The 18,438-nt window shown below is 59.0% G+C and carries 20 protein-coding genes; 5 read left to right on the top strand and 15 right to left on the bottom strand.

The genetic code is table 11. The features are described 5' to 3' along the window. Positions 1 to 56 precede the first annotated feature (56 nt). The 4 genes from ACR0NA_RS02700 (at position 57) to ACR0NA_RS02685 (ending at position 3,906) form a co-directional block, all read left to right on the top strand. A complete protein-coding gene (locus tag ACR0NA_RS02700) occupies positions 57 to 1,859 on the top strand; it encodes a class I poly(R)-hydroxyalkanoic acid synthase (protein ID WP_170651645.1) in 1,803 nt (600 codons plus the stop codon). Positions 1,860 to 1,991: 132 nt separating this feature from the next. Beyond that, complete coding sequence (locus ACR0NA_RS02695) at positions 1,992 to 2,438, top strand: phasin family protein (RefSeq protein ID WP_170651646.1); 447 nt, start codon at positions 1,992 to 1,994, stop codon at positions 2,436 to 2,438. A gap of 136 nt (positions 2,439 to 2,574) precedes the next feature. Further along, a complete protein-coding gene (phaR, locus tag ACR0NA_RS02690) occupies positions 2,575 to 3,132 on the top strand; it encodes a polyhydroxyalkanoate synthesis repressor PhaR (protein ID WP_480450048.1) in 558 nt (185 codons plus the stop codon). A 12-nt stretch (positions 3,133 to 3,144) separates the two neighbouring features. Continuing rightward, a complete protein-coding gene (locus ACR0NA_RS02685; RefSeq protein ID WP_480725823.1) occupies positions 3,145 to 3,906 on the top strand; it encodes a trypsin-like serine peptidase in 762 nt (253 codons plus the stop codon). Positions 3,907 to 3,909: 3 nt separating this feature from the next. Here ACR0NA_RS02685 and ACR0NA_RS02680 read toward each other — a convergent pair whose 3' ends face one another. The 6 genes from ACR0NA_RS02680 to ACR0NA_RS02655 all read right to left on the bottom strand — a co-directional run bounded on the left by ACR0NA_RS02680 (position 3,910) and on the right by ACR0NA_RS02655 (position 10,328). Further along, on the bottom strand, positions 3,910 to 5,124 hold the full coding sequence (locus ACR0NA_RS02680; RefSeq protein ID WP_480725822.1) for a DegT/DnrJ/EryC1/StrS family aminotransferase: 1,215 nt from the start codon (positions 5,122 to 5,124) through the stop codon (positions 3,910 to 3,912). Positions 5,125 to 5,236: 112 nt separating this feature from the next. Beyond that, positions 5,237 to 6,541 (bottom strand): NAD(P)/FAD-dependent oxidoreductase, encoded by a 1,305-nt coding sequence (locus ACR0NA_RS02675; protein ID WP_480725821.1) that lies wholly within the window; start codon positions 6,539 to 6,541, stop codon positions 5,237 to 5,239. 24 nt (positions 6,542 to 6,565) lie between these two features. Continuing rightward, the gene (locus ACR0NA_RS02670; RefSeq protein ID WP_170651651.1) at positions 6,566 to 7,924 is read right to left on the bottom strand and encodes a glutamine synthetase family protein; all 1,359 of its coding nucleotides are present in this window, start codon (positions 7,922 to 7,924) and stop codon (positions 6,566 to 6,568) included. Beyond that, complete coding sequence (locus ACR0NA_RS02665; RefSeq protein ID WP_480725820.1) at positions 7,924 to 8,604, bottom strand: type 1 glutamine amidotransferase; 681 nt, start codon at positions 8,602 to 8,604, stop codon at positions 7,924 to 7,926. The genes ACR0NA_RS02670 and ACR0NA_RS02665 overlap by 1 nt, the downstream gene beginning before the upstream one ends. Positions 8,605 to 8,661: 57 nt before the next feature. Next, complete coding sequence (locus ACR0NA_RS02660; RefSeq protein WP_480725819.1) at positions 8,662 to 9,981, bottom strand: glutamine synthetase family protein; 1,320 nt, start codon at positions 9,979 to 9,981, stop codon at positions 8,662 to 8,664. Positions 9,982 to 10,046: 65 nt separating this feature from the next. Beyond that, entirely contained in the window at positions 10,047 to 10,328 is a 282-nt protein-coding gene (locus tag ACR0NA_RS02655; protein ID WP_480725818.1) for a GDCCVxC domain-containing (seleno)protein, read from the bottom strand. A 265-nt stretch (positions 10,329 to 10,593) separates the two neighbouring features. Here ACR0NA_RS02655 and ACR0NA_RS02650 point away from each other — a divergent pair, with 265 nt between their 5' ends. Next, positions 10,594 to 12,024 carry a tetratricopeptide repeat protein gene (locus ACR0NA_RS02650; RefSeq protein ID WP_480725817.1) on the top strand — a complete coding sequence of 477 codons (1,431 nt, stop codon included), beginning with the start codon at positions 10,594 to 10,596 and terminating at the stop codon, positions 12,022 to 12,024. A gap of 99 nt (positions 12,025 to 12,123) precedes the next feature. Here ACR0NA_RS02650 and ACR0NA_RS02645 read toward each other — a convergent pair whose 3' ends face one another. The 9 genes from ACR0NA_RS02645 to ACR0NA_RS02605 form a co-directional block, all read right to left on the bottom strand. Next, complete coding sequence (locus ACR0NA_RS02645; protein WP_170651655.1) at positions 12,124 to 12,930, bottom strand: ABC transporter permease subunit; 807 nt, start codon at positions 12,928 to 12,930, stop codon at positions 12,124 to 12,126. Beyond that, positions 12,927 to 13,814 (bottom strand): ABC transporter permease, encoded by an 888-nt coding sequence (locus ACR0NA_RS02640; RefSeq protein ID WP_480725997.1) that lies wholly within the window; start codon positions 13,812 to 13,814, stop codon positions 12,927 to 12,929. Before ACR0NA_RS02640 ends, ACR0NA_RS02645 begins: the two co-directional genes overlap by 4 nt. An 81-nt stretch (positions 13,815 to 13,895) precedes the next feature. Continuing rightward, positions 13,896 to 14,645 carry a transporter substrate-binding domain-containing protein gene (locus ACR0NA_RS02635; protein ID WP_170651657.1) on the bottom strand — a complete coding sequence of 250 codons (750 nt, stop codon included), beginning with the start codon at positions 14,643 to 14,645 and terminating at the stop codon, positions 13,896 to 13,898. Positions 14,646 to 14,677: 32 nt separating this feature from the next. Further along, positions 14,678 to 15,454 carry an ABC transporter ATP-binding protein gene (locus tag ACR0NA_RS02630; protein WP_480725816.1) on the bottom strand — a complete coding sequence of 259 codons (777 nt, stop codon included), beginning with the start codon at positions 15,452 to 15,454 and terminating at the stop codon, positions 14,678 to 14,680. Between the two features lie 128 nt (positions 15,455 to 15,582). Next, positions 15,583 to 16,335, bottom strand: a complete 753-nt coding sequence (locus ACR0NA_RS02625) for a phosphate/phosphite/phosphonate ABC transporter substrate-binding protein (RefSeq protein WP_480725815.1) — start codon at positions 16,333 to 16,335, stop codon at positions 15,583 to 15,585. Further along, positions 16,332 to 16,769 carry a tellurite resistance TerB family protein gene (locus ACR0NA_RS02620; RefSeq protein WP_480725814.1) on the bottom strand — a complete coding sequence of 146 codons (438 nt, stop codon included), beginning with the start codon at positions 16,767 to 16,769 and terminating at the stop codon, positions 16,332 to 16,334. Before ACR0NA_RS02620 ends, ACR0NA_RS02625 begins: the two co-directional genes overlap by 4 nt. A 20-nt stretch (positions 16,770 to 16,789) precedes the next feature. After that, on the bottom strand, positions 16,790 to 17,239 hold the full coding sequence (locus ACR0NA_RS02615; RefSeq protein ID WP_480725813.1) for a tellurite resistance TerB family protein: 450 nt from the start codon (positions 17,237 to 17,239) through the stop codon (positions 16,790 to 16,792). A 42-nt stretch (positions 17,240 to 17,281) separates the two neighbouring features. Then, positions 17,282 to 17,575 (bottom strand): DUF1330 domain-containing protein, encoded by a 294-nt coding sequence (locus ACR0NA_RS02610; RefSeq protein WP_480725812.1) that lies wholly within the window; start codon positions 17,573 to 17,575, stop codon positions 17,282 to 17,284. Positions 17,576 to 17,641: 66 nt separating this feature from the next. Continuing rightward, positions 17,642 to 18,418 (bottom strand): isocitrate lyase/PEP mutase family protein, encoded by a 777-nt coding sequence (locus ACR0NA_RS02605; RefSeq protein ID WP_480725811.1) that lies wholly within the window; start codon positions 18,416 to 18,418, stop codon positions 17,642 to 17,644. Between the last annotated feature and the right edge of the window lie 20 nt (positions 18,419 to 18,438).

Raw genomic sequence — 18,438 nt, 5'->3', positions numbered from 1 at the left:
CACGCAACTTACGACGTTATTCTGCGTAGCAGCGAGGTTAGGGGGGATTCCTTAAAATGACAACTACCGACGACCAGACACCGGAATTGACCGAAGAACACCTTGAACGGCTTAAGGAAAACATGGGCAAGGTCGAAGAGCTGTCAAAGCGGCTTGTCGAAGTCATGGCCGGAAAAAAGCCGCACACCCCCGCGCTGGACGGTCCGAATCAAGAGCTTTTTGCAAAAGCAGCAACGGCCTATTGGGCCGAAGCCATGCAGAACCCCGCCAAACTTCTGGAACAGCAGATCGAATATTGGGGAAAATCGGTTCTGAACTTTGCCGAGGCGCAGCAGGCCCTGACCAAGGGCGAGGTCGAAGCCGAGGAAAGCGCCCCCAAGGACAGGCGGTTTTCCAACCCGATGTGGGAAACCAACCCCTATTTCCGGTTCATCCGCCAGCAGTACCAGACAAATGCGGAAACAATCACTCAGGCGGTGGCCTCGGTCGAGGATCTGGATGACAAGGACAAGCGGCGGCTGACCTATTTCTCGCAGCAGATCGTCGACATGATGGCCCCCACGAATTTTCTGGCGACGAATCCGGATGCGCTGGAAAAGGCAGTGGAGACCGAAGGGCAATCGCTGATCAAAGGGCTGGAAAATCTGGTCTCGGACCTTGAGGCCAACAATGGCGAACTGGTGGTCAAGCTGGCCGATGAAAGCGCGTTCGAGGTTGGAGGTAACATCGCCACGACGCCCGGTGACGTGGTGTACCGCAACCGGATGATGGAACTGATCCAGTACAAACCGGTGACCGAGACGGTATATGAGACCCCGATCGTTCTGTTCCCGCCATGGATCAACAAGTTCTATATCCTTGACCTCAAGGCGCAGAACAGTCTGATCAAGTGGATCACCGAACAGGGCTATACCCTGTTTGTCGTCAGCTGGGTCAATCCTGACGAGTCTTTTGCCGAGACCGGAATGGAAGATTACATTCAGGATGGTTTCCTGACCGCGATTGATGAGGTCAAGAAAATCTGCAAGGTCAAACAGGTGAACGCAGTCGGCTATTGTATCGCCGGAACGACGCTGAGCCTGACCCTGTCGCTGATGAAGCAGCGCGGCGACAAATCGGTCAAGTCGGCGACGTTCTTTACCGCGCTGACGGATTTTTCCGATCAGGGAGAATTCACGCCATTCCTTCAGAACGATTTCATCGACGGGATCGAAGAAGAGGTGAACAAGGAGGGGCTGCTGCGGTCATGGATCATGGCGCGGACCTTTTCCTATCTGCGGTCGCGCGACCTGATCTATACCCCGGCGATCCGCAGTTACATGATGGGTGAAACCCCACCGGCCTTTGACTTGCTGTACTGGAACGGCGATGGGGCGAACCTGCCTGCGAAGATGGCGATCCAGTATCTGCGCGGCCTGTGCCAACGCAACGAAATGGTGACGGACGGTTTTGAGCTTTTGGGGCACAAGTTGCATGTGCGGGATGTTGATGTGCCGCTGATGGCCATCACCTGCGAAACCGACCATATCGCAGCCTGGAAGGCCTGTTACCGCGGAGTGCAGCAAATGGGCTCGCGCTCCAAGACCTTCGTGGTTTCAGAGTCGGGCCATATTGCAGGCATCGTGAACCCGCCCAGCAAAAAGAAATACGGCCATTATACCAACCCCGATCTGAAGGCGGATGCAGATACCTGGCTGAAGGATGCGGATTATCACGAAGGGTCGTGGTGGCCGATGTGGGAAGCATGGCTGAAAAAGCGGTCGGGCAAACAGGTGGCCGCGCGCGATACCGGCGATTCGGATCATCCGCGACTGGCCCCGGCACCCGGAACTTATGTTGTGGCAAAGCCAAGCTGTTGAAATTTAAGTGAAACGTAAATTATTCTGCATTGCAGCAAGAAAAAACTTGAAATGCTGCGATGCAGAAATCATATTCTCATCAAGCCGATGGAAAACGGGGTGGGCCCGAACCCGGCAATGAGGATTGATACAATGGCAAAGACCCAAGACTTTACCGCGACCCTGAAAGACATGATGGGTGCATTCCCGGTTGACACTTCCGCTCTGGAAGGTGCTTTCAAATCGACCGCTTCGCTGAACGAAAAGCTGTCGGGTGTTGCTCTGGACGCAGCTGAGAAATCGGCAGAAATCTCGAACAAATGGACCAAGGAAACCCTGGCCAAGCTGAGCGAGATGTCGAAAGCAAAAGCTGAGCCTGCGGACTATGCAAAAGCAGCAACCGATTTCGCAAGCGCATCGGCTGAAGTCGCCGCCGAAAACATGGCCGCCTTCGCTGAGATCGCCAAGAAAGTTCAGACCGAAACCGTCGAACTGCTGATGGCTGCTGGCAAAGACATCTCGGAAGATGCAACTGCCGCTGTTAAAAAGGCCACCAACGACGTGACCGCTGCTGCCAAGAAAGCTTCGGCTGGCAAGTAAGCAATTTTCGCGACACGCACCCTCTCCTCCCTTTAGGTGTGATCGCGCTGGGCAGGTCTTTTGACCTGCCCTTTCTTTTTGTGCTGCAGTCGCATAACCTCTGCTGCAACGCATCATCCTTGGGGAGGGAACACGGGTGGCAGACCAAGAAAAACCGCTGCTGATCAAGCGCTACGCAAGCCGACGGCTGTATAACACCGAAACCAGCGATTACGTCACGCTGGAGGACATCGCCGGATTCATTCGGGATGGCCGCGAGGTTCAGATCATCGATCTGAAAACCGGTGACGACCTGACCCGACAGTATCTTTTGCAGATCATTGCCGAGCATGAAAGCCGGGGCGAAAACGTGTTGCCGGTCAATGTGCTGAACGATCTGGTGCGCAGCTACATGGTGCCGGGCGGGGGAATGATGCCCCAGTTCCTGCAATCCTCGTTTGAGATGCTGCGCGAAAATCAGGCCAAGGTGATGGAGAACATGAACGCCATGAACCCGATGTCCCAGATGCCGGGTTTCGAGGCGATGCAGGCGCAGCAACAGGCCTTTCTAAAGGCGATGACCGGTGGATTGTCGGGCAACTGGTCCGCGCCGGACAAAGAGGACAGCGATGACAAGCCAGAACAGAAAGAAGATCTGGACGACATCAAAAAGCAGCTTGCCGATCTGCAGCAGAAACTGTCCAAACTCAGCTGATCTGCCTGCCGCATGAGGTGGGCGGCCCTGATCTGCGCCGTGCTTTGGGCGGCGGCGGTGCAGGCGCAGGGACGTTTTTCAGAACCTTGGGTGACTATCTGCGCCATGGGGACGGATGCATCTGCAGGGTGTGAGGCCATTCGGTCCCGTGAAATCCTTGATGCGGCGGCTGACCCGTGGCGGGCCATCGGAAGGGTGAATTTTTCCAGCAGGGATATCCGATCGCACTGCACCGGTGTTCTGGTATCCGAAAGGCTGGTTCTGACGGCCGCACATTGCCTGTACAACCGGGCGCGCAAGCGTTGGATACCGCCGTCAGGCATCCGGTTCGCAGCCGGCTATCAGCGGGGTCAGGCCGAGGCGGTTTCCGTGGTGCAATCCTATCACATGAGCCCGGAACAGGGCGTTGAAGGCGGTTTCAACGGCCGTGCCGATCAGGACTGGGCAGTTCTGGAACTGGCGGCGCCGCTGGGCGAACAGGTCGGATTTTTGGGGATGACCACGGCGAGGCCGGGCGATGCCTTTGTCGCCGGCTATCCCGGTGTGCGCCCCCATGTTCTGAGCAGAACAGGAACCTGCGCACCCGAACCCGCGCAGGGGGGTGTGCTACATGCGATTTGTCCGGTGATGATGGGTGATTCCGGCGCGCCATTGTTGGAGATGTCCGACACCGGGCCGCAGGTGGTTGGGATATTGTCCCGCGTCGCGCCGACCCCCGAAGGGATAGACGCCTTGTTTCTGTCCGCAGATCTGTTCGATCTGCGCGAGGATTGATGCTCAGGTTCCGTAAGCCGGGATCGGGCTGCTGACCTCGGCCACCGAGTCCAGCAGGATACCGGCGATCACATCCAGTTCGTCGCGCGTCAGACGCACGGGCAGGCGCACATCACATGCGTTCATCAGCATGGCGCGGGTCTGCGGCAGGTCGACCTGCTCCGGCAGGAATTGCCAGTTCCAGAAGGCGCGGGCGTTGTCCTCGCTCAGGCCAAAGACCTGAACTTTGACGCCACGTGCCTCGGTCGCGGCGGCAAAGGCGCGGATTTCGGCCTCGTCCAGACCTACCAGATTGAACTGGATGGAATCCGGCGCACGGTGCTCCGGCTCCAGCGGGGCAGGGACGTGGATATAGGGCGAGCTGTTCAGGCGTTCCGCCACATAGTCGTGATTGGCCAGCCCGTCGCGCACCCGTCGCGCAAGCTCGGGGATTTGCGGGCGGATCACGGCGGCGCTGAGGTTGCTCATCCGCAGGTTATAAAGCGGCAACTGGTTCTGCCAACGGGCAAAGGCCTGTTCCAGTTCAGGCGAGTTGTCGCCGCGCGGGCCTTTGTGCTTTTTCCAGTTGTGCTCATAAGCGCCGGACATGATCACCGCGCGGGCCACCAGATCGGCGTCGTCTGTGATCAGGATGCCACCTTCGCCCGCGTTGATCATCTTGTAGGACTGGAAGGAAAAGCAGCCCACTTTGCCGATGGTGCCGATGTTGCGGCCATGCCAGGTGGTGCCCAGCGAATGCGCGGCGTCTTCGACCACAGGGATGTCGCGCGCATCGCACAACTCCATGATGGCGTCCATGTCCGAGGTGTGCCCGCGCATGTGACTGATGATGACCGCCTGCACATCGTCCAGTTTGGCCGCGAAATCTTTCATGTCGATGCGATAGTTATCGCCCACTTCGCACAGAACCGGAATGCAGTCCGCGTGGATGACCGAAGACGGGACCGCAGCGAAGGTAAAGCCGGGGATCATAACCCGCGCATCGCGCGGCAGGCCCAGAGCCTTGAGCGACAGGAACAAAGCCGCCGAACAGGATGACACCGCCAGCGCATATTTCGTGCCCAGAAGTTCCGCAAATTCGGCCTCAAGCAAGGCGACCGGGGCGTCTTGCGGGGCGGTATAGCGGAACAGGTCTCCGGACTGCATCAGCGCGTCGATAGCCTCACGCGCGGCTGTTGGGATTGGCTCGGCGTCATGGACGTTGGGTGGCAGTGTCATATTTGGAATTCCCGAATTCTAACTTTTGGAAATATAAAATCACAAGCCGCACATGCCAAGTACCCAAATGCGACTTCGGCGGAATTTCACCAAATTGTTGCGTTTGGACGGATCAGATGCCCAGCCGGTCGCGCAGGGCGTACCAGGTCATGGCCATCACCAGCAGCGGAGTGCGAAGCGCAGGCCCGCCGGGGAAGGGTTGGGCGGGGACGCGCGACAGGGTGTCGAACCCTTCAGCCTGCCCCTGAATCGCCAGTGCCATAAGCTGCCCGGCGTGGGTTGCGGTGCCGACCCCGTGGCCGGAATAACCCGACGCTGACAGGATATTGGGCGCAATCCGGGCCAGATAGGGCATGCGCCGCATGGTGATGGCCAGAGTGCCACCCCAAGCGTATTCGATTTTCACGTCCCTGAGATGCGGGAAGATACCGGTCATCGGTTTGCGGACCGTGGCCGCAATGTCGCTGGGAAAGCGGTAGCCATAGCTCTCACCGCCGCCGAACAGCAGGCGTTTGTCGGCGCTGAGGCGGAAATAGTTGATCACGAATTTCGTGTCCGCGACGGCCACGTCCTGCGTTAGAACCCGCGCCGCATCATCGCCCAGCGGTTCGGTGGCGGCGATGAAGTTGTTGATCGGCATCACACGCGACGCGACCTTGGGGTTGAGCGACCCGAGATAGCCGTTACAGGCCAGAATGACATGATCCGCTTTGACACGGCCTTGCGCTGTTTGAAGCGTGGCGGGACTGCCTTCTGCAATCTCCAGAACCTCGGTTGCTTCATGAATGCGCACGCCCGCTGCCGCCGCTGCCCGCGCCAGTCCCAACGCATAGTTCAAGGGATGTAGATGCGCCGCACCTAGATCCAGATAGCCGCCCCGATAGGCGGGCGACGGACACAGGGCATGGCCCGCATCCGCGTCCAGCGGTTCGATCTGATCGTATCCGTATCTGTCCGACAAATGGGCCGCGTGGTCGTGCAGTTCATGCCGCTCAGCATCGCTGAAGCCCAGAGATGCAATACCCGGTTTCAGGTCGCAATCGATGCGGTGCCTTTCGATCAACCCCTTGACCAGATCCTTGGCGTCCTCAGCCAGATCCCACAGCTTTGCGGCGTCCGCGTCACCCACCAGGCGTTCAAGATCTTCCTGATCCATCCGTTGTGCGCTGCCCAACTGTCCGCCGTTGCGCCCGGACGCGCCAAAGCCGACGCGATGCGCCTCGAGCAGAATGACGTCGAACCCGGCCTCGGCCAGATGCAGGGCGGCGGACAGGCCCGTGTAGCCACCGCCGACGACGCACACATCTGCGGTCACGTCACCCGCCAGCGCCGGAAAGCGATCCATTGGATGAGCGGTGGCGGCGTACCAGCTGGGCGGGTATTCCGCCTTTTGGTCATTGGAATAAAGCAGGTTCATCCGGTCTTGCCTTCTGGTGCAGCCTCAGACGTTCAGAAGAAGGTGCTCGCGCTCCCACGGAGAGATCACTTGCAGGAACTCTTCGTATTCCGCGCGCTTCACGATGCTGTAAACGCGGGCGAATTCCGGCCCCAGAACTTCGTGCAAGGCTTCGGCAGTGTCGAATAGGTCCAGCGCGCTGCCCATCACCTGTGGGATGTCCCCTTCGCCATCGTAGGCATCGCCATAGAACTGGCGGCGCGGGCGCTCCTGTTGAATCAGACCCAGATAGCCACAGGCCAGCGAAACCGCGATGCCCAGATATGGATTGCAGTCCATGCCCGCGATACGGTTTTCAATCCGGCGGCTGTCGGGGCCGGACAAGGGTACACGAATACCGGTGGTGCGGTTGTCGCGCGCCCATTCCAGATTGATCGGTGCCGCATGATCTTTCACGTAGCGACGATATGAATTCACATAGGGTGCCATGACCGCCAGACCGGCGGGCAGATGATTCTGCAATCCGGCAATGAAGTGATAGAAAGCATCCGTTTCGCCCCCTTGCGGCCCCGAGAACATGTTCTGGCCGGTTTCCATGTCGATGATCGAGTGATGGATGTGCATGGCCGAACCGGGTTCGTCTTCGATCGGTTTGGCCATGAAGGTGGCAAAGCAGTTGTGGCGCAGCGCGGCTTCGCGGATCAGGCGTTTGAAATAGAATACCTCGTCTGCCAGTTTCACCGGATTGCCGTGGCGCAGGTTGATTTCAAGCTGTCCGGCGCCGCCTTCCTGGGTGATGCCGTCGATCTCGAACCCCTGATGTTCGGCAAAGTCATAGATGTCATCGATCACCGGCCCGAATTCGTCCACGGCCGTCATTGAATAAGCCTGACGCGCGGCGGCGGGGCGGCCCGAACGGCCCATCATCGGTTCGATCTCTTTGGCCGGGTCAGCGTTGCGGGCGACCAGAAAGAACTCCATCTCGGGCGCAACGACCGGCTTCCAGCCTTTGTCCAGATACAACTGTACAACGCGTTTCAGCACATTGCGCGGACTGAAGGGGATGGGTTCGCCGTCGCGGTCATAGGCGTCATGAATCACCTGCAGGGTCCAGTCGCCAGTCCAGGGCGCAGCGGATGTCGTCGAGAAATCGGGTTTCAGGATCATGTCCCGTTCGATGAACCCGTCGTCACCCGCAGCTTCGCCCCAGCCGCCGGTGATGGTCTGGTAAAAAATGCTGTCGGGCAGGTGGAAATAGGATTGCCGCGCGAATTTTGTGGCTGGCACCGCCTTGCCGCGCGCGATGCCCGGCAGATCTGAAATGATACATTCCACTTCGTCCAGACGCCGCCCGTCAAGATACGTGCGCGCCGCCTCCGGGATGTTGTCTGTCCAGTTGGCCATCAGGCCCTCGCTTTCTTCAGAAAGCCGGCCATGTGCCGACCAATCTCAGAGTTGTCGTTGGGACCGTCCTGACGGTTAGCAGCCTCAGTCAGCAGGTCGTCGGGAACGACGCCTTTGCCCCGAGTTTCAATCAGCCCGTGCAGGAAATCGTTGGAGTATTCCGGGTGCGCCTGAACGGTCCAGATCGTATCCCCATAGGCTACCATCGCGTTACGGCAGAATTCGTTGCGTCCCAAAACCGTTGCGTCAGGGGGCAGGTCGGTCACCTGATCCTGATGCCAGGCGTTCAAAGTGACTTTATCGCCGTTCAGGTCGTATTCGGTGCGCCCGACAGCCCAGCCGCCAGAGAACTTTTCGACCTTACCGCCCAGGGCCTGTGCGATGATCTGATGGCCAAAGCAGACACCAATCAGGGGCTGCCCTTGCTTTTGAATGTCACGGATCAGATCTTCAAGCCGCGGAATCCACGGATGGTCCTCATACGCACCGTGGCGCGAGCCGGTGATGACCCAGCCGTCCGCGTCGTTAACACTCTGCGGAAACATACCGTCTACGACTGAGAAGGTTTCGAATGTGAAATCGTTGCCGTCCAGCAGGTGGCGGAACATCTCGTCATAATCCCCGGTCGTGTCGATCAGCGCATCGGGGGCGTGGCCGGTTTGCAATATGCCGATTTTCATAGGTCACCAAATTTGATCAAATTCACCCTAGCCAAGACTATCAGAGCGGGCAAGGGGTCATACGGTCTCGAGGTAGCTGAGCCAATGTTCTTCGATGGGCCTGTCGGCAAAGCGCGCGATCTCCTGCCGCTTGGTCATGGCCAGATAGCGGATAAGTTCGGGCGCGAAGATGCGCGCCATCAGAGGATCGGTTTCGAATGCCGTGATGGCTGATGCCCAGTTGGGTGCCAGTTGCGGCAGGCCATCGATTTCGTAGGCGTTACCGGTAATCGGCGGGGGTGGTTGCATCGCGTCATCGACACCGATCAGCGCTGCGCCGAGAACGGCGGACAGCATCAGATACGGGTTGATATCCCCGCCAGCCACGCGATGTTCGATGCGCCTTGCCGAGGGGGCACCACCGGGTATGCGGATGGCAGCGGTTCGGTTTTCAAACGCCCAGCAGGCACCCATAGGGGCGTGGGCGCCGGGGACGAGACGCGCATAGGAATTGCCGTGCGGCGCAAATATCAGAGTGCTGCCGGGCATCGCCGCGACGCATCCCGCGACGGCCATTCCGAGGGATTCGGTTCCGTCAGGGCCTCCATCGTCAAACACATTGCGGCCCTGCTCATCGACCACCGAGAAATGAACGTGCATTCCATTGCCCGCGTCATCCGCATACGGCTTAGCCATGAAGGTGGCCGCGAACCCATGTTTGCGGGCGAGGCCGCGGACCAAAGCCTTAAATAACCACGTATCGTCGGCGCAGCGCATGGCGTTCTGATGGTTCAGATTGATCTCGAACTGACCGATCCCGCCTTCGGAAATGGTGGTCTGAGCGGGAATTCCCATCGCTTTGCAACCATCGTAGAGCTCGGTGAAGAACGCGTCGAAGTCATCCATTTCAGCCATGGACAGCACCGATTCAGCCGCAAGCCTGCGGCCCGTAACGGGGTTGAACGGGGGTTGCGGCTGAGGGCCGGATGCGTCGAGCAGCGTGAACTCAAGCTCGGTCGCGGCGATCACCGACCAGCCGCGCGCAGCGTAGCGGTCCAGGACCGAGGAGAGGGCGTGACGGGGGTCTCCGGCAAAGGGGATGCCCTGATCGTAATGCAGACACATGGGCACAAGCGCGGTTGGCGTGTCGAGCCAAGGCATCGGCACCGGCCCGCGATCCGTAGGCAACAGCATCCCGTCAGCATCGCCTGTTTCAAAGACCAGCGGACTGCCGTCGATATCGACCCCCCACAGATCTACGTTGAGCGCGGAAAAGGGCATTCGCACCGCGCCTTTGTCCAGCTTGTCCGCATAAGATGGCGGTACACGCTTGCCGCGCATCTGTCCGTTGAGGTCACAGGCGGCAACGCGGAATGTGTGCAGGGCGCTCAGGTCCATGAGGGTCTCCAATGCTCTTGCCCCTGAGATTTAGTCGCGCACCCACTTGTTGTCACGATATTTGATCAAATTTTTCTGCAAGACCCGTTTCCCGGCCACGACCGGCTGAAACGAGTTTCTTCCGGTTTGTACATCCATCCGCAGCAAGATTGTCCGTTTTGTACAGGCGGGCAGGGTGCGGTTCCGTATGAGCAATAGACGCAGCAATCGCCCGGTCTGGGCCGCAGAAGCGCGCCGCAATTCCTGCACTCGTAGAACCACTGGCACGCATCCGTCGGCATCCGCTCGGATCGGGTGTGGCCACAATCGGGGCAGGTGATGGTGCTGTGCAGAGTAAGTTCGGTCATGGGGTCTGAACGCTAAGGTTGGTGACAATCTTAGCCCAAGGCATTGAAAACTCCATGTCGAATATTTTGAGCTTTGCAAAAGGAAACGGGCCTGAATGCCGAGATCAAACTGCGGGATAAACAGCGGCTGTGATCGGGAATGTCGCAAATGGCGAAAAAATGCAGGCGAAATGAGGGATGAAGTATTGCCCTGATATTAGTTTCGGACAATCATCCAAAAAAGTTTATTTAGCTACAATGGTTTGCAATACTTTCTGGAGGATCAATGACGAGTTCAGTGTTTACCTATAACGGCGCAGATTCATATAGCAGCTTTCTAGCCCCTCAAAAGAACCTCGATGGCTTTAGCCTGCTGGTCGACCTGCATATGGCGCAATCGCTGTCGACGCAGACCCGACTGGCCGAGCAGGGCTTGCAGGCAATGAATGACATGTCTGGTCAAGTCATGAGCTTGCGAGGAGACATTCAGGAGGTGAACAGTTCGATCCAGGAAATGTCCAGTGTCATGCAGCACGGGTTTTACCAGGTTTCGCTGGAGCTGAATGACATCAAGGACACGCTGGAGGAATTGCTGAAGGTCGCCAAAACCCCGGATCAGACCTGGGCAATGGAACAGTATTCGATTGCCAGTCAGGCCTATGAGCGCGGCCATTTTGAAGAGGCGCTTGATTACGTGAGCCGTGCCATTGACGGTCACGGAGAACGCTCGGGCTTTCGACTGGAATACAGGTTCCACTTTCTGCGCGGGCTGATACGGCTTGGCGGTCCGGGGCACACCGACATGAATATCGTCGATCCTGTACTGGCAATCGAAGATTTCCTGAACGCGGCCAAATACGCCTCGCACCACGAGGACGAGGTGCAGTCGCGGTGTTACGCGATGGCAGGCTGGGCGTGTTATTGCGCGGGCCGCATGGAGGATGCGCGCACGTACCTTGAAAAGGCGCTGACGCTGAATCAACGGAACTATTCGGCCAAATACGATTACGCCAAGCTTCTGTATCATGAGGGGGACACAGAGACGGCGGGCGATCAGTTTTACCATGCCCTGATCGGGGATTGGAAATATGGGCTGCGTGCAGCCTCGGACGAGGATTTCCTGAAGCACAAAGCAGCAGTTCAGGATGTGATCGAGCATCGCCGCCGGGAACTGGTGAACGATATCAAGCGGGTAAAGGTGAACTTTACGCGTCTTGAATATGAGAAGCGCCTGAACATTGCTGCGCAGTACGACGTCAATATGAGCCCCGAGCCGGTAGAGCATTTTAACGAACTGGTCGGTTTCGAAGATGAGCCGATCGACCGTTTGCTTGAGATCGACTATGGGGCCGAAGTCATCAGTCACGACGCGCAGCGGATTATCAATGCGGCCCGTGACCAGCTGCAAGCGAAGGCGGATGAAGGCAAAGTTAATGCCAAAAGGACGACGTCGGATATCTGGACGATGGGACCTGTCTACGCCATTATGGCTGGGTTCTTCGTGTTCCTCATCACCTGGATTGTGACCCTGATCAACGACGGGTTTGTAACGGCCTTGTTCCTGGGGACGATATTTGGCGGTGTACTGGGCGTTGCGACTGCGCTTGTCACTGCGGTGGTCATCATGCCTCTTATCACTGGCGCCACAGCGATGACCGTGCATGCCAAGGCAAACCAGACCGCTTTGGACATCAAATCCATAATCAAAGATTTCTGAATCGGAATACGGGACGCCCCATCGCTTGCGAACATGGTTTACGCATGATGGGGCGTGTCAAAGTGTGTCTGGCGCTGCAGGGGCTGTGAAACACAAAGCTTAGCGCGCCAGATTCAGCCGGAACCGCATCTTGGCCTGTTTCGCAACCGGCAGGTGGCGGTTGAGGCGCTTGTTCACCTGACCAAAGCCCCAGACGATCACCAGCGTCAGCAGGATGAAATAGAACGCCAGAATCGGATACGGGATGAACGGGTTGAACGTCTTGTCCGCAAAATAGCTGGCGTAATACAGGGCATCGCCCCGTTGCTGCCAGGCAGGGAATGCCGAAAAGAAGACCAGCGTGGTGGCGTGGAACAGAAAGATCGCCTCGTTCGTGTAGGCGGGCCAGGCCAGACGCAACATGGTCGGCCAGACAACCCGGCGAAAGCGGGACCAGCCGGACATGCCATAGGCATCCGCCGCCTCGATATCACCCTTGGGGATCGACCGCAGCGCGCCATAGAAAATCTCACCCGAATAGGCGGCAGTGTTCAGGAACAGAACGATCAGCGCCCCCAGCCATGCCGAGGTGAAGGCGTCGAACATCGGATAGGTCTTCTTGAGCGACAGGAACAGGAAGTAGGCAAAGAAGAACTGGATGAACAGTGGCGAGCCGCGGAAGATGAAGATGAACCATTCTGCCGGTTTGCGCAGCCATTTGTTCGGTGAGGCTTTTCCAACCGCCAGTGCGGTGGCGAGGAAAAAGCCGGTGGCCAGAGCCATGATGCCGAAATAGACATTCCAGATCATGCCCGAGCCGATCAGTGTGAACTGTTCGCACAAGGTGAAGTCGCTGCGCGGCAATAGGCGTTCGCCAAGGCCCAGCGAGCGCAGGCCGTAGTCCTGAATGGTTTGCAAGCAGCTCATGCCGTGGTCTCCTTGCGCAACAGCTCGCCACCGGATGTGGCCTGACCGTGGGACAGTCTGCGCATCAGCCGTTCCAGTCCGATTTCCGAGACGCGGGTCATACCGAGGTAGAAGATCAGCAGGAACAGGAAGTACCACATGCGCCAGTCGCCATGCGGATAGGCAGTGAATTTCGAGGTCTTGGTGCCGCCCAGTTCACGGGCCCAGTACACGATGTCTTCGATACCCAGCAGGAACAGCAGCGGGGTGGCCTTGATCAGCACCATCCACAGGTTCGAAAGGCCGGGCAGGGCATAGACCCACATCTGCGGAACGAGGATGCGCCAGAAGGTCTGGCGGCGGCTCATGCCATAGGCTTCGGCAGTCTCTAGCTGAGCGTGGGGCACGGCGCGCATCCCGCCGAACAGGACGTTGGCGGCGAAAGCGCCGAAAACGATGGAAAAGGTGATGATGGCAAGGAAAAAGCCATAAATCTCGTGAACCCATTCCGGGGCGCTACCCAGAGGCAGCTTGGCGGAGGGGCAGACGAGAAAGTCGTTGCCCTGACGGATCGGGTCGGTCCAGTCGGGGCATAGGACCTGATGGCGCATCCATTCGAACCCCTGGTCCAGCGCGATCACGAAGAACAGGAAGAATGCGATATCCGGCACACCGCGCACGATGGCGATGTAACCTTTTCCCAGCCAGCTGAGAGGCGGGAAATGTGACCGGGCTGCCATTGCGCCCGCAAAACCAAAGCTCAGCGCGACGGGTGCGGTGACGGCCAGCAGGCCAAGAACCTTGAGAAACGACAGGTAGAACGACCAATGGACACCGTTCGTCAGATAGCACGAGAACCAGCGGAACGTGCTAAGCGTGTCGGGATCAGCGCAATAGGAGAACATTAGGCGTCTTTCGAGCGTCGTACCGGACCTGCGGCCGGGAACGGTTCGGCGCAATGAATGCGCCGAACCGATTGGTACAAATTAGTTTGTGACGACCGAGCCGTCGGCGTTGTAGGTCGGTACGCCTTCGCCGAACCATTTGACGATCAGTTCGTTCAGTGAACCGTCCGCCTTCATCGAGGTGATGGCCTCGTCAAACTTGCCGCGCAGTTCGCCATCGGATTCGCGGATACCCAGGCCGATGCCGCCGCCCAGCGGAACGTCGTCGCCTACAAAGACCAGCTCACCGCCCGATTCCTCGACGATCGGCACAAGGAAGTCCTTGTCGGCAAACACCGCGTCAGCTTCGCCATTGCGGACCGCTGCGATGGTTTCTTCAGGTGTCGCGAATTCAACCAGAGTTGCGCCGGATTCGGCCACGTGGCCCGCCTGAATTGTTGCGGTCTGAGCTGCAATGATGCCGCCGGTCAGATCAACACCGTCCGATGCGCCGGCATAGGCAGACGCGGCAGGCGGGAAGTAGTTCTGGGTGAAGTCGATGACCTCATCCCGCTCATCGGTGATCGACATGCCCGCGATGATGGTGTCGTAGTTGCCCGAGACCAGATTCGGAATGATCGAATCCCAGTCGTTCTTGACCCATTCGCACTCAAGGTTGGCGCGCTTGCACAGTTCGTCGCCCACTTCACGCTCGAAACCATCGATCTCGCCGGCGTCATTGATGAAGTTGTACGGAGGGTAGGCGCCCTCGGTGCCCATGCGGACGGTGTCGGCCATGGCCATGCCAGCGCCAAGCGCCAGTGCCGCAGTGGTCAGAATCAGGTTTTTCATTGGTTTCTCCCCAGTTTAGTTCTGTCCTGAAGTTATGCCGCCTTGGTGGCGGAAAGAAAGCCCTGAAGCCGTGCGGATTCAGGGGTAGTGAAGATGTCCTCGGGCAGGCCTTCTTCTTCGATAAGGCCCTGGTGGAGGAATACGACGTGGCTGGAGATATCAGCCGCCATCTTCATGTCGTGGGTCACGATGATCATGGTCCGGCCTTCGGCAGCCAGATCCTTGATCACCTTAATCACTTCCTGTTCCAGCTCGGGGTCGAGCGCGGAGGTGGGTTCGTCGAACAGCAGCGCCTCGGGTTCCATGCAGAGGCCGCGGGCTATGGCAGCACGCTGTTGCTGGCCACCCGACAGTTGTGCCGGGTAAACATCGCATTTGTCACCGATGCCAACCTTTTCCAGATATTTGCGCGCGCTGTCCTCAACCTCGGCCCTGTCGCGGCCCAGAACGGTCACGGGCGCTTCCATCACGTTTTGCAGGATGGTCATGTGCGCCCACAGATTGAACTGCTGGAATACCATCGACAGGTTGGTGCGGATGCGCAGCACCTGTTTAGGGTCCGCCGGGCGTCGGTTGTGACCCGAGCCGGACCAGCGAACCGGTTCGCCCTTGAACAGGATCTCGCCCTGCTGGCTGTCCTCAAGCAGGTTGCAGCAGCGCAGAAGCGTGGATTTTCCGGACCCCGACGAGCCGATCAGTGAAACCACGTCGCCCCGATGCGCGGTGATGTCCACTCCTTTCAACACTTCCAGCTGTCCGAAGCTTTTGTGAAGGTTCTTGATCTCGATGACGGGAGCGGATTCTGTCACGGGCGGTCCAGATGTTGTTGGCATTATTGGTGCGGTACTAGGGCCGAAAAATCAGCGTAATGCAATGCGCAAATGACAAGTTCCGGGCCCGAAACGACCGAATTGACCAGACGTTCTGGCCAAAATGGTCAGCGCGTGGGCAGGAATGCGTCGGGCGCGGGCGGAGTGGGAACCGCAAGATAGGTGTCGGCGGCGATGTCGATCAGCCCCTGAAGGTGCAGCGCCTTGCGATCTTCTGCCGACAGATCCGCGATTGCGGCCCGAACGGCGCTGGCCACAAGGGCGGCGTCGCGACCGTTTGCGGTGATGTAGGGCAGGGCGGGTGTCGGGTCGGTCCGCGCAACCTCGCGCAGTTTTCCGGCCAAGTCGGAATGTTCTCTGAGCAATTCCCACGTCAAAGCGTCAAGCGAGGCGTAGTCGGCCAGCCCCTCGGCCACGGCCTGTGCAGACAGGGCGTGCCCGCCGGTTTCATGCAGGGTGGCAGGCGCCAGTCCAAGGCCCGCAAGGTGGGTCACCGGGGCGGCCCAGCCTGATTGCGACAGAGCCTCGTTATAGGCGAACGTGCCACCAGTCAGGGCAGTCAGATCGCGGGCGTCTTCACGCCGGGCGACGAAGACCGAGCAGTAATATCCGGGCGGGCATCCGGGCAGGGCATAATCGGGGGTGCCGACGAGTTGGACTTTGCCGTGCAGGCGCGTTCGGTACGGCATTCCGCAGGTCTGGGCAAAGATCAGATCCGGATCATGCCAGATGTCCCAGAAATCCCGGCCTCGCGACAGTTTGTCGTGTCCATCACCCAGATGCCCCCGAATCAAATCCCACAAGCGGTCATTGGCGGGTTGCAGGGCGGGCATGTCGTACATACCCAGCATTGCGGTCATGATTTGGCTGCCCTTTGGCGGGCCAGCGCCGAATCGACGTCGCTGACGCCCAGCAGGCTGACCACAAGGCGCAGCAGCGAATCCTCTTCGCCGGTGCGCTGGCCATCGGCCAGCACGACAGACCACAGCGCCTCGACCACGCCCAGCCGGTCGTCATAGGGGACGGCCTCTTTTATGGCGCGGGTAAAGCGGACGGTGTCGGGGGCTTCGGCCTCCAGATCTTCGGCCTTGGCGCGCAGACCGGCGGCCTCGAACGGAGACAGCCCATAACGCTGGGCGGAAATCCGATCGATCCGGGCCATTTCGGTATCGGCATAGTCGTTGTCGGAGCGGGCGATGCGCACCAATAGGGCCGTGAGGGCGAGGCGGGCGTCATCCTCGGCCAGTGGGTCGGGCTGCGGCTTTGTCAGCCGGGAAAGAAAATCACTGAACATGATTGGGATATATGCTGATCCTAGCTGGCATCCAAGCGGCTTTGCATCCGCTCGCGCGCCGCTTGGCTGTCGTTGTAGCTGAGGCCCATGGCGATCCGGGCCTCTTCGACGATCTTCATTTCGCCTTCATCCGAGTTTCCGTCGGCCAGTACGACCTCCCACAGGGCATCCAGCGCGGCGAGGCGTTCCTTAAGATCTGTGGTTTCTCGGATCAGCTTGCCGAAGGTATCGGTATCAGGCGCGGCAGCGTGCAGCTTTTCGCAAGTGGCGCGCACCTTGGCGGCCTCGATGGCGTTGTGCTGATAGAGGCGGGCAAGAATCTTGTCGATCAGGCCGATTTCCTCGACCTTGTAGTCGCGGTCGGCCTGCGCCACGCGCACCAGAAGGGCACCAAGCGCCAGTTCCGCATCGGGATCGGGCAGCTTGTCGTGTTGCGGGGGGCGGAAGGCCTGGAAGAACTTCTTCAACATGGGCATAGGCTAGTCCATATTTTGTGGGTCGCCAAGCGGGTTCTACCCGTCATAGCCCCGGATGATCACAAGATCGCTCATGGCAACCGGATCGCGCAGGGATTTGGCGTGCTGGTAGGCGTCACTTTCGTAACAGGCAAGCGCATCCTCATAGCTGGGAAATTCGATCACAACGGTTCGCGACCGCGAGACGCCTTCCTTGACCTCGTGGTCGCCGCCACGCACCAGGAAGCGTGCACCATATTCGCCAAAGGGCTCGGCATTGGCCGCGATGTAGTTTTTGTATGTTTCCATGTCGTCAACGTCGACATGGGCGACCCAATATCCTTTGGTCATTGCATCCTCCTGATTGGCCTGCGCTTGCAGGGTGCTGTCAGATCGAGGGAAATGCAATCCCGCGTGTCAGTTGGCCTGAGCCAAAGCCTCGCTTGCTTGTTGCTGCAACCATGCGGTCATGCGCCGATAGGGCACCGGGCCATAGCTGATACGCGCAACGCCTAGAGCAGCCAGAGTGGGCGTATCGGGCGTGCCGGGCAGGGCGATGATGTTCACCGGCAAGTCAACCGAATCGCACAGGCGGGCGATCAGTTCCTCATCCTTGAGGCCGGGGGCGAAAAAGCCGTCGGCCCCGGCATCGGCAAAAGCTTTGGCGCGGGTGATTGCATCGTCCAGCATGGCGTCGTCGTGCGTGTCAGGGGCAGCCTTGAGAAAGATGTCGGTACGGGCGTTGATAAAGACGAGCACCCCGGCTGCGTCACCGCCCTGTCGCACGGCCCTGACCCGCTGGGCTTGCGCGGCGACGTCGTAGAGCCCTGTGCCGCCCACAATCTGGTCTTCGAAGTTGAAGCCGACAACGCCGCAGTCCAGTGCCCGTTGCACGTTTTCGGAAATTCCGGCGGGATCTTCGGCATAGGCCCCTTCGAAATCCAGCGTCACGGGTACATCGACCGCATCCACGATCCGCCGAGCGTTGCCCAAGACCAGATCGAACGGAATATTTTGACCGTCCTTATATCCCTGCGCCATGGCAACCGGCGCGCTGCCCGTGGCAATCGCCTGTGCACCGGCGTCGCGCACGGCGGCGGCGCTGCCCGGATCCCAGATGTTGAACAGGATAACGGGATCGCCCTTTTTGTGCAGACCGGCAAATGTTTCGGCAAGTTGCGTCTGGCTGGTCATGGGGAATCTCCTGTCTGCGA

It is taken from the genome of Ruegeria sp. C11 (genome assembly GCF_056537725.1).
The sequence above is the reverse complement of the archived record's forward strand: the minus strand, read 5'-3'. Positions and strand labels throughout refer to the sequence as shown.

Excerpts from the sequence above, each read along its gene's own strand:
- ACR0NA_RS02665 (WP_480725820.1), bottom strand. The coding sequence starts at position 8,604 with ATGAAAATCGGCATATTGCAAACCGGCCACGCCCCCGATGCGCTGATC.
- ACR0NA_RS02700 (WP_170651645.1), top strand. The coding sequence starts at position 57 with ATGACAACTACCGACGACCAGACACCGGAATTGACCGAAGAACACCTT.
- ACR0NA_RS02695 (WP_170651646.1), top strand. The coding sequence starts at position 1,992 with ATGGCAAAGACCCAAGACTTTACCGCGACCCTGAAAGACATGATGGGT.
- ACR0NA_RS02615 (WP_480725813.1), bottom strand. The coding sequence starts at position 17,239 with ATGTTGAAGAAGTTCTTCCAGGCCTTCCGCCCCCCGCAACACGACAAG.
- ACR0NA_RS02655 (WP_480725818.1), bottom strand. The coding sequence starts at position 10,328 with ATGACCGAACTTACTCTGCACAGCACCATCACCTGCCCCGATTGTGGC.
- ACR0NA_RS02685 (WP_480725823.1), top strand. The coding sequence starts at position 3,145 with ATGAGGTGGGCGGCCCTGATCTGCGCCGTGCTTTGGGCGGCGGCGGTG.
- ACR0NA_RS02610 (WP_480725812.1), bottom strand. The coding sequence starts at position 17,575 with ATGACCAAAGGATATTGGGTCGCCCATGTCGACGTTGACGACATGGAA.
- ACR0NA_RS02670 (WP_170651651.1), bottom strand. The coding sequence starts at position 7,924 with ATGGCCAACTGGACAGACAACATCCCGGAGGCGGCGCGCACGTATCTT.
- ACR0NA_RS02660 (WP_480725819.1), bottom strand. The coding sequence starts at position 9,981 with ATGGACCTGAGCGCCCTGCACACATTCCGCGTTGCCGCCTGTGACCTC.
- ACR0NA_RS02625 (WP_480725815.1), bottom strand. The coding sequence starts at position 16,335 with ATGACCGCAATGCTGGGTATGTACGACATGCCCGCCCTGCAACCCGCC.
- ACR0NA_RS02650 (WP_480725817.1), top strand. The coding sequence starts at position 10,594 with ATGACGAGTTCAGTGTTTACCTATAACGGCGCAGATTCATATAGCAGC.
- ACR0NA_RS02675 (WP_480725821.1), bottom strand. The coding sequence starts at position 6,541 with ATGAACCTGCTTTATTCCAATGACCAAAAGGCGGAATACCCGCCCAGC.
- ACR0NA_RS02605 (WP_480725811.1), bottom strand. The coding sequence starts at position 18,418 with ATGACCAGCCAGACGCAACTTGCCGAAACATTTGCCGGTCTGCACAAA.
- ACR0NA_RS02635 (WP_170651657.1), bottom strand. The coding sequence starts at position 14,645 with ATGAAAAACCTGATTCTGACCACTGCGGCACTGGCGCTTGGCGCTGGC.
- ACR0NA_RS02680 (WP_480725822.1), bottom strand. The coding sequence starts at position 5,124 with ATGACACTGCCACCCAACGTCCATGACGCCGAGCCAATCCCAACAGCC.
- ACR0NA_RS02645 (WP_170651655.1), bottom strand. The coding sequence starts at position 12,930 with ATGAGCTGCTTGCAAACCATTCAGGACTACGGCCTGCGCTCGCTGGGC.
- ACR0NA_RS02620 (WP_480725814.1), bottom strand. The coding sequence starts at position 16,769 with ATGTTCAGTGATTTTCTTTCCCGGCTGACAAAGCCGCAGCCCGACCCA.
- ACR0NA_RS02640 (WP_480725997.1), bottom strand. The coding sequence starts at position 13,814 with ATGTTCTCCTATTGCGCTGATCCCGACACGCTTAGCACGTTCCGCTGG.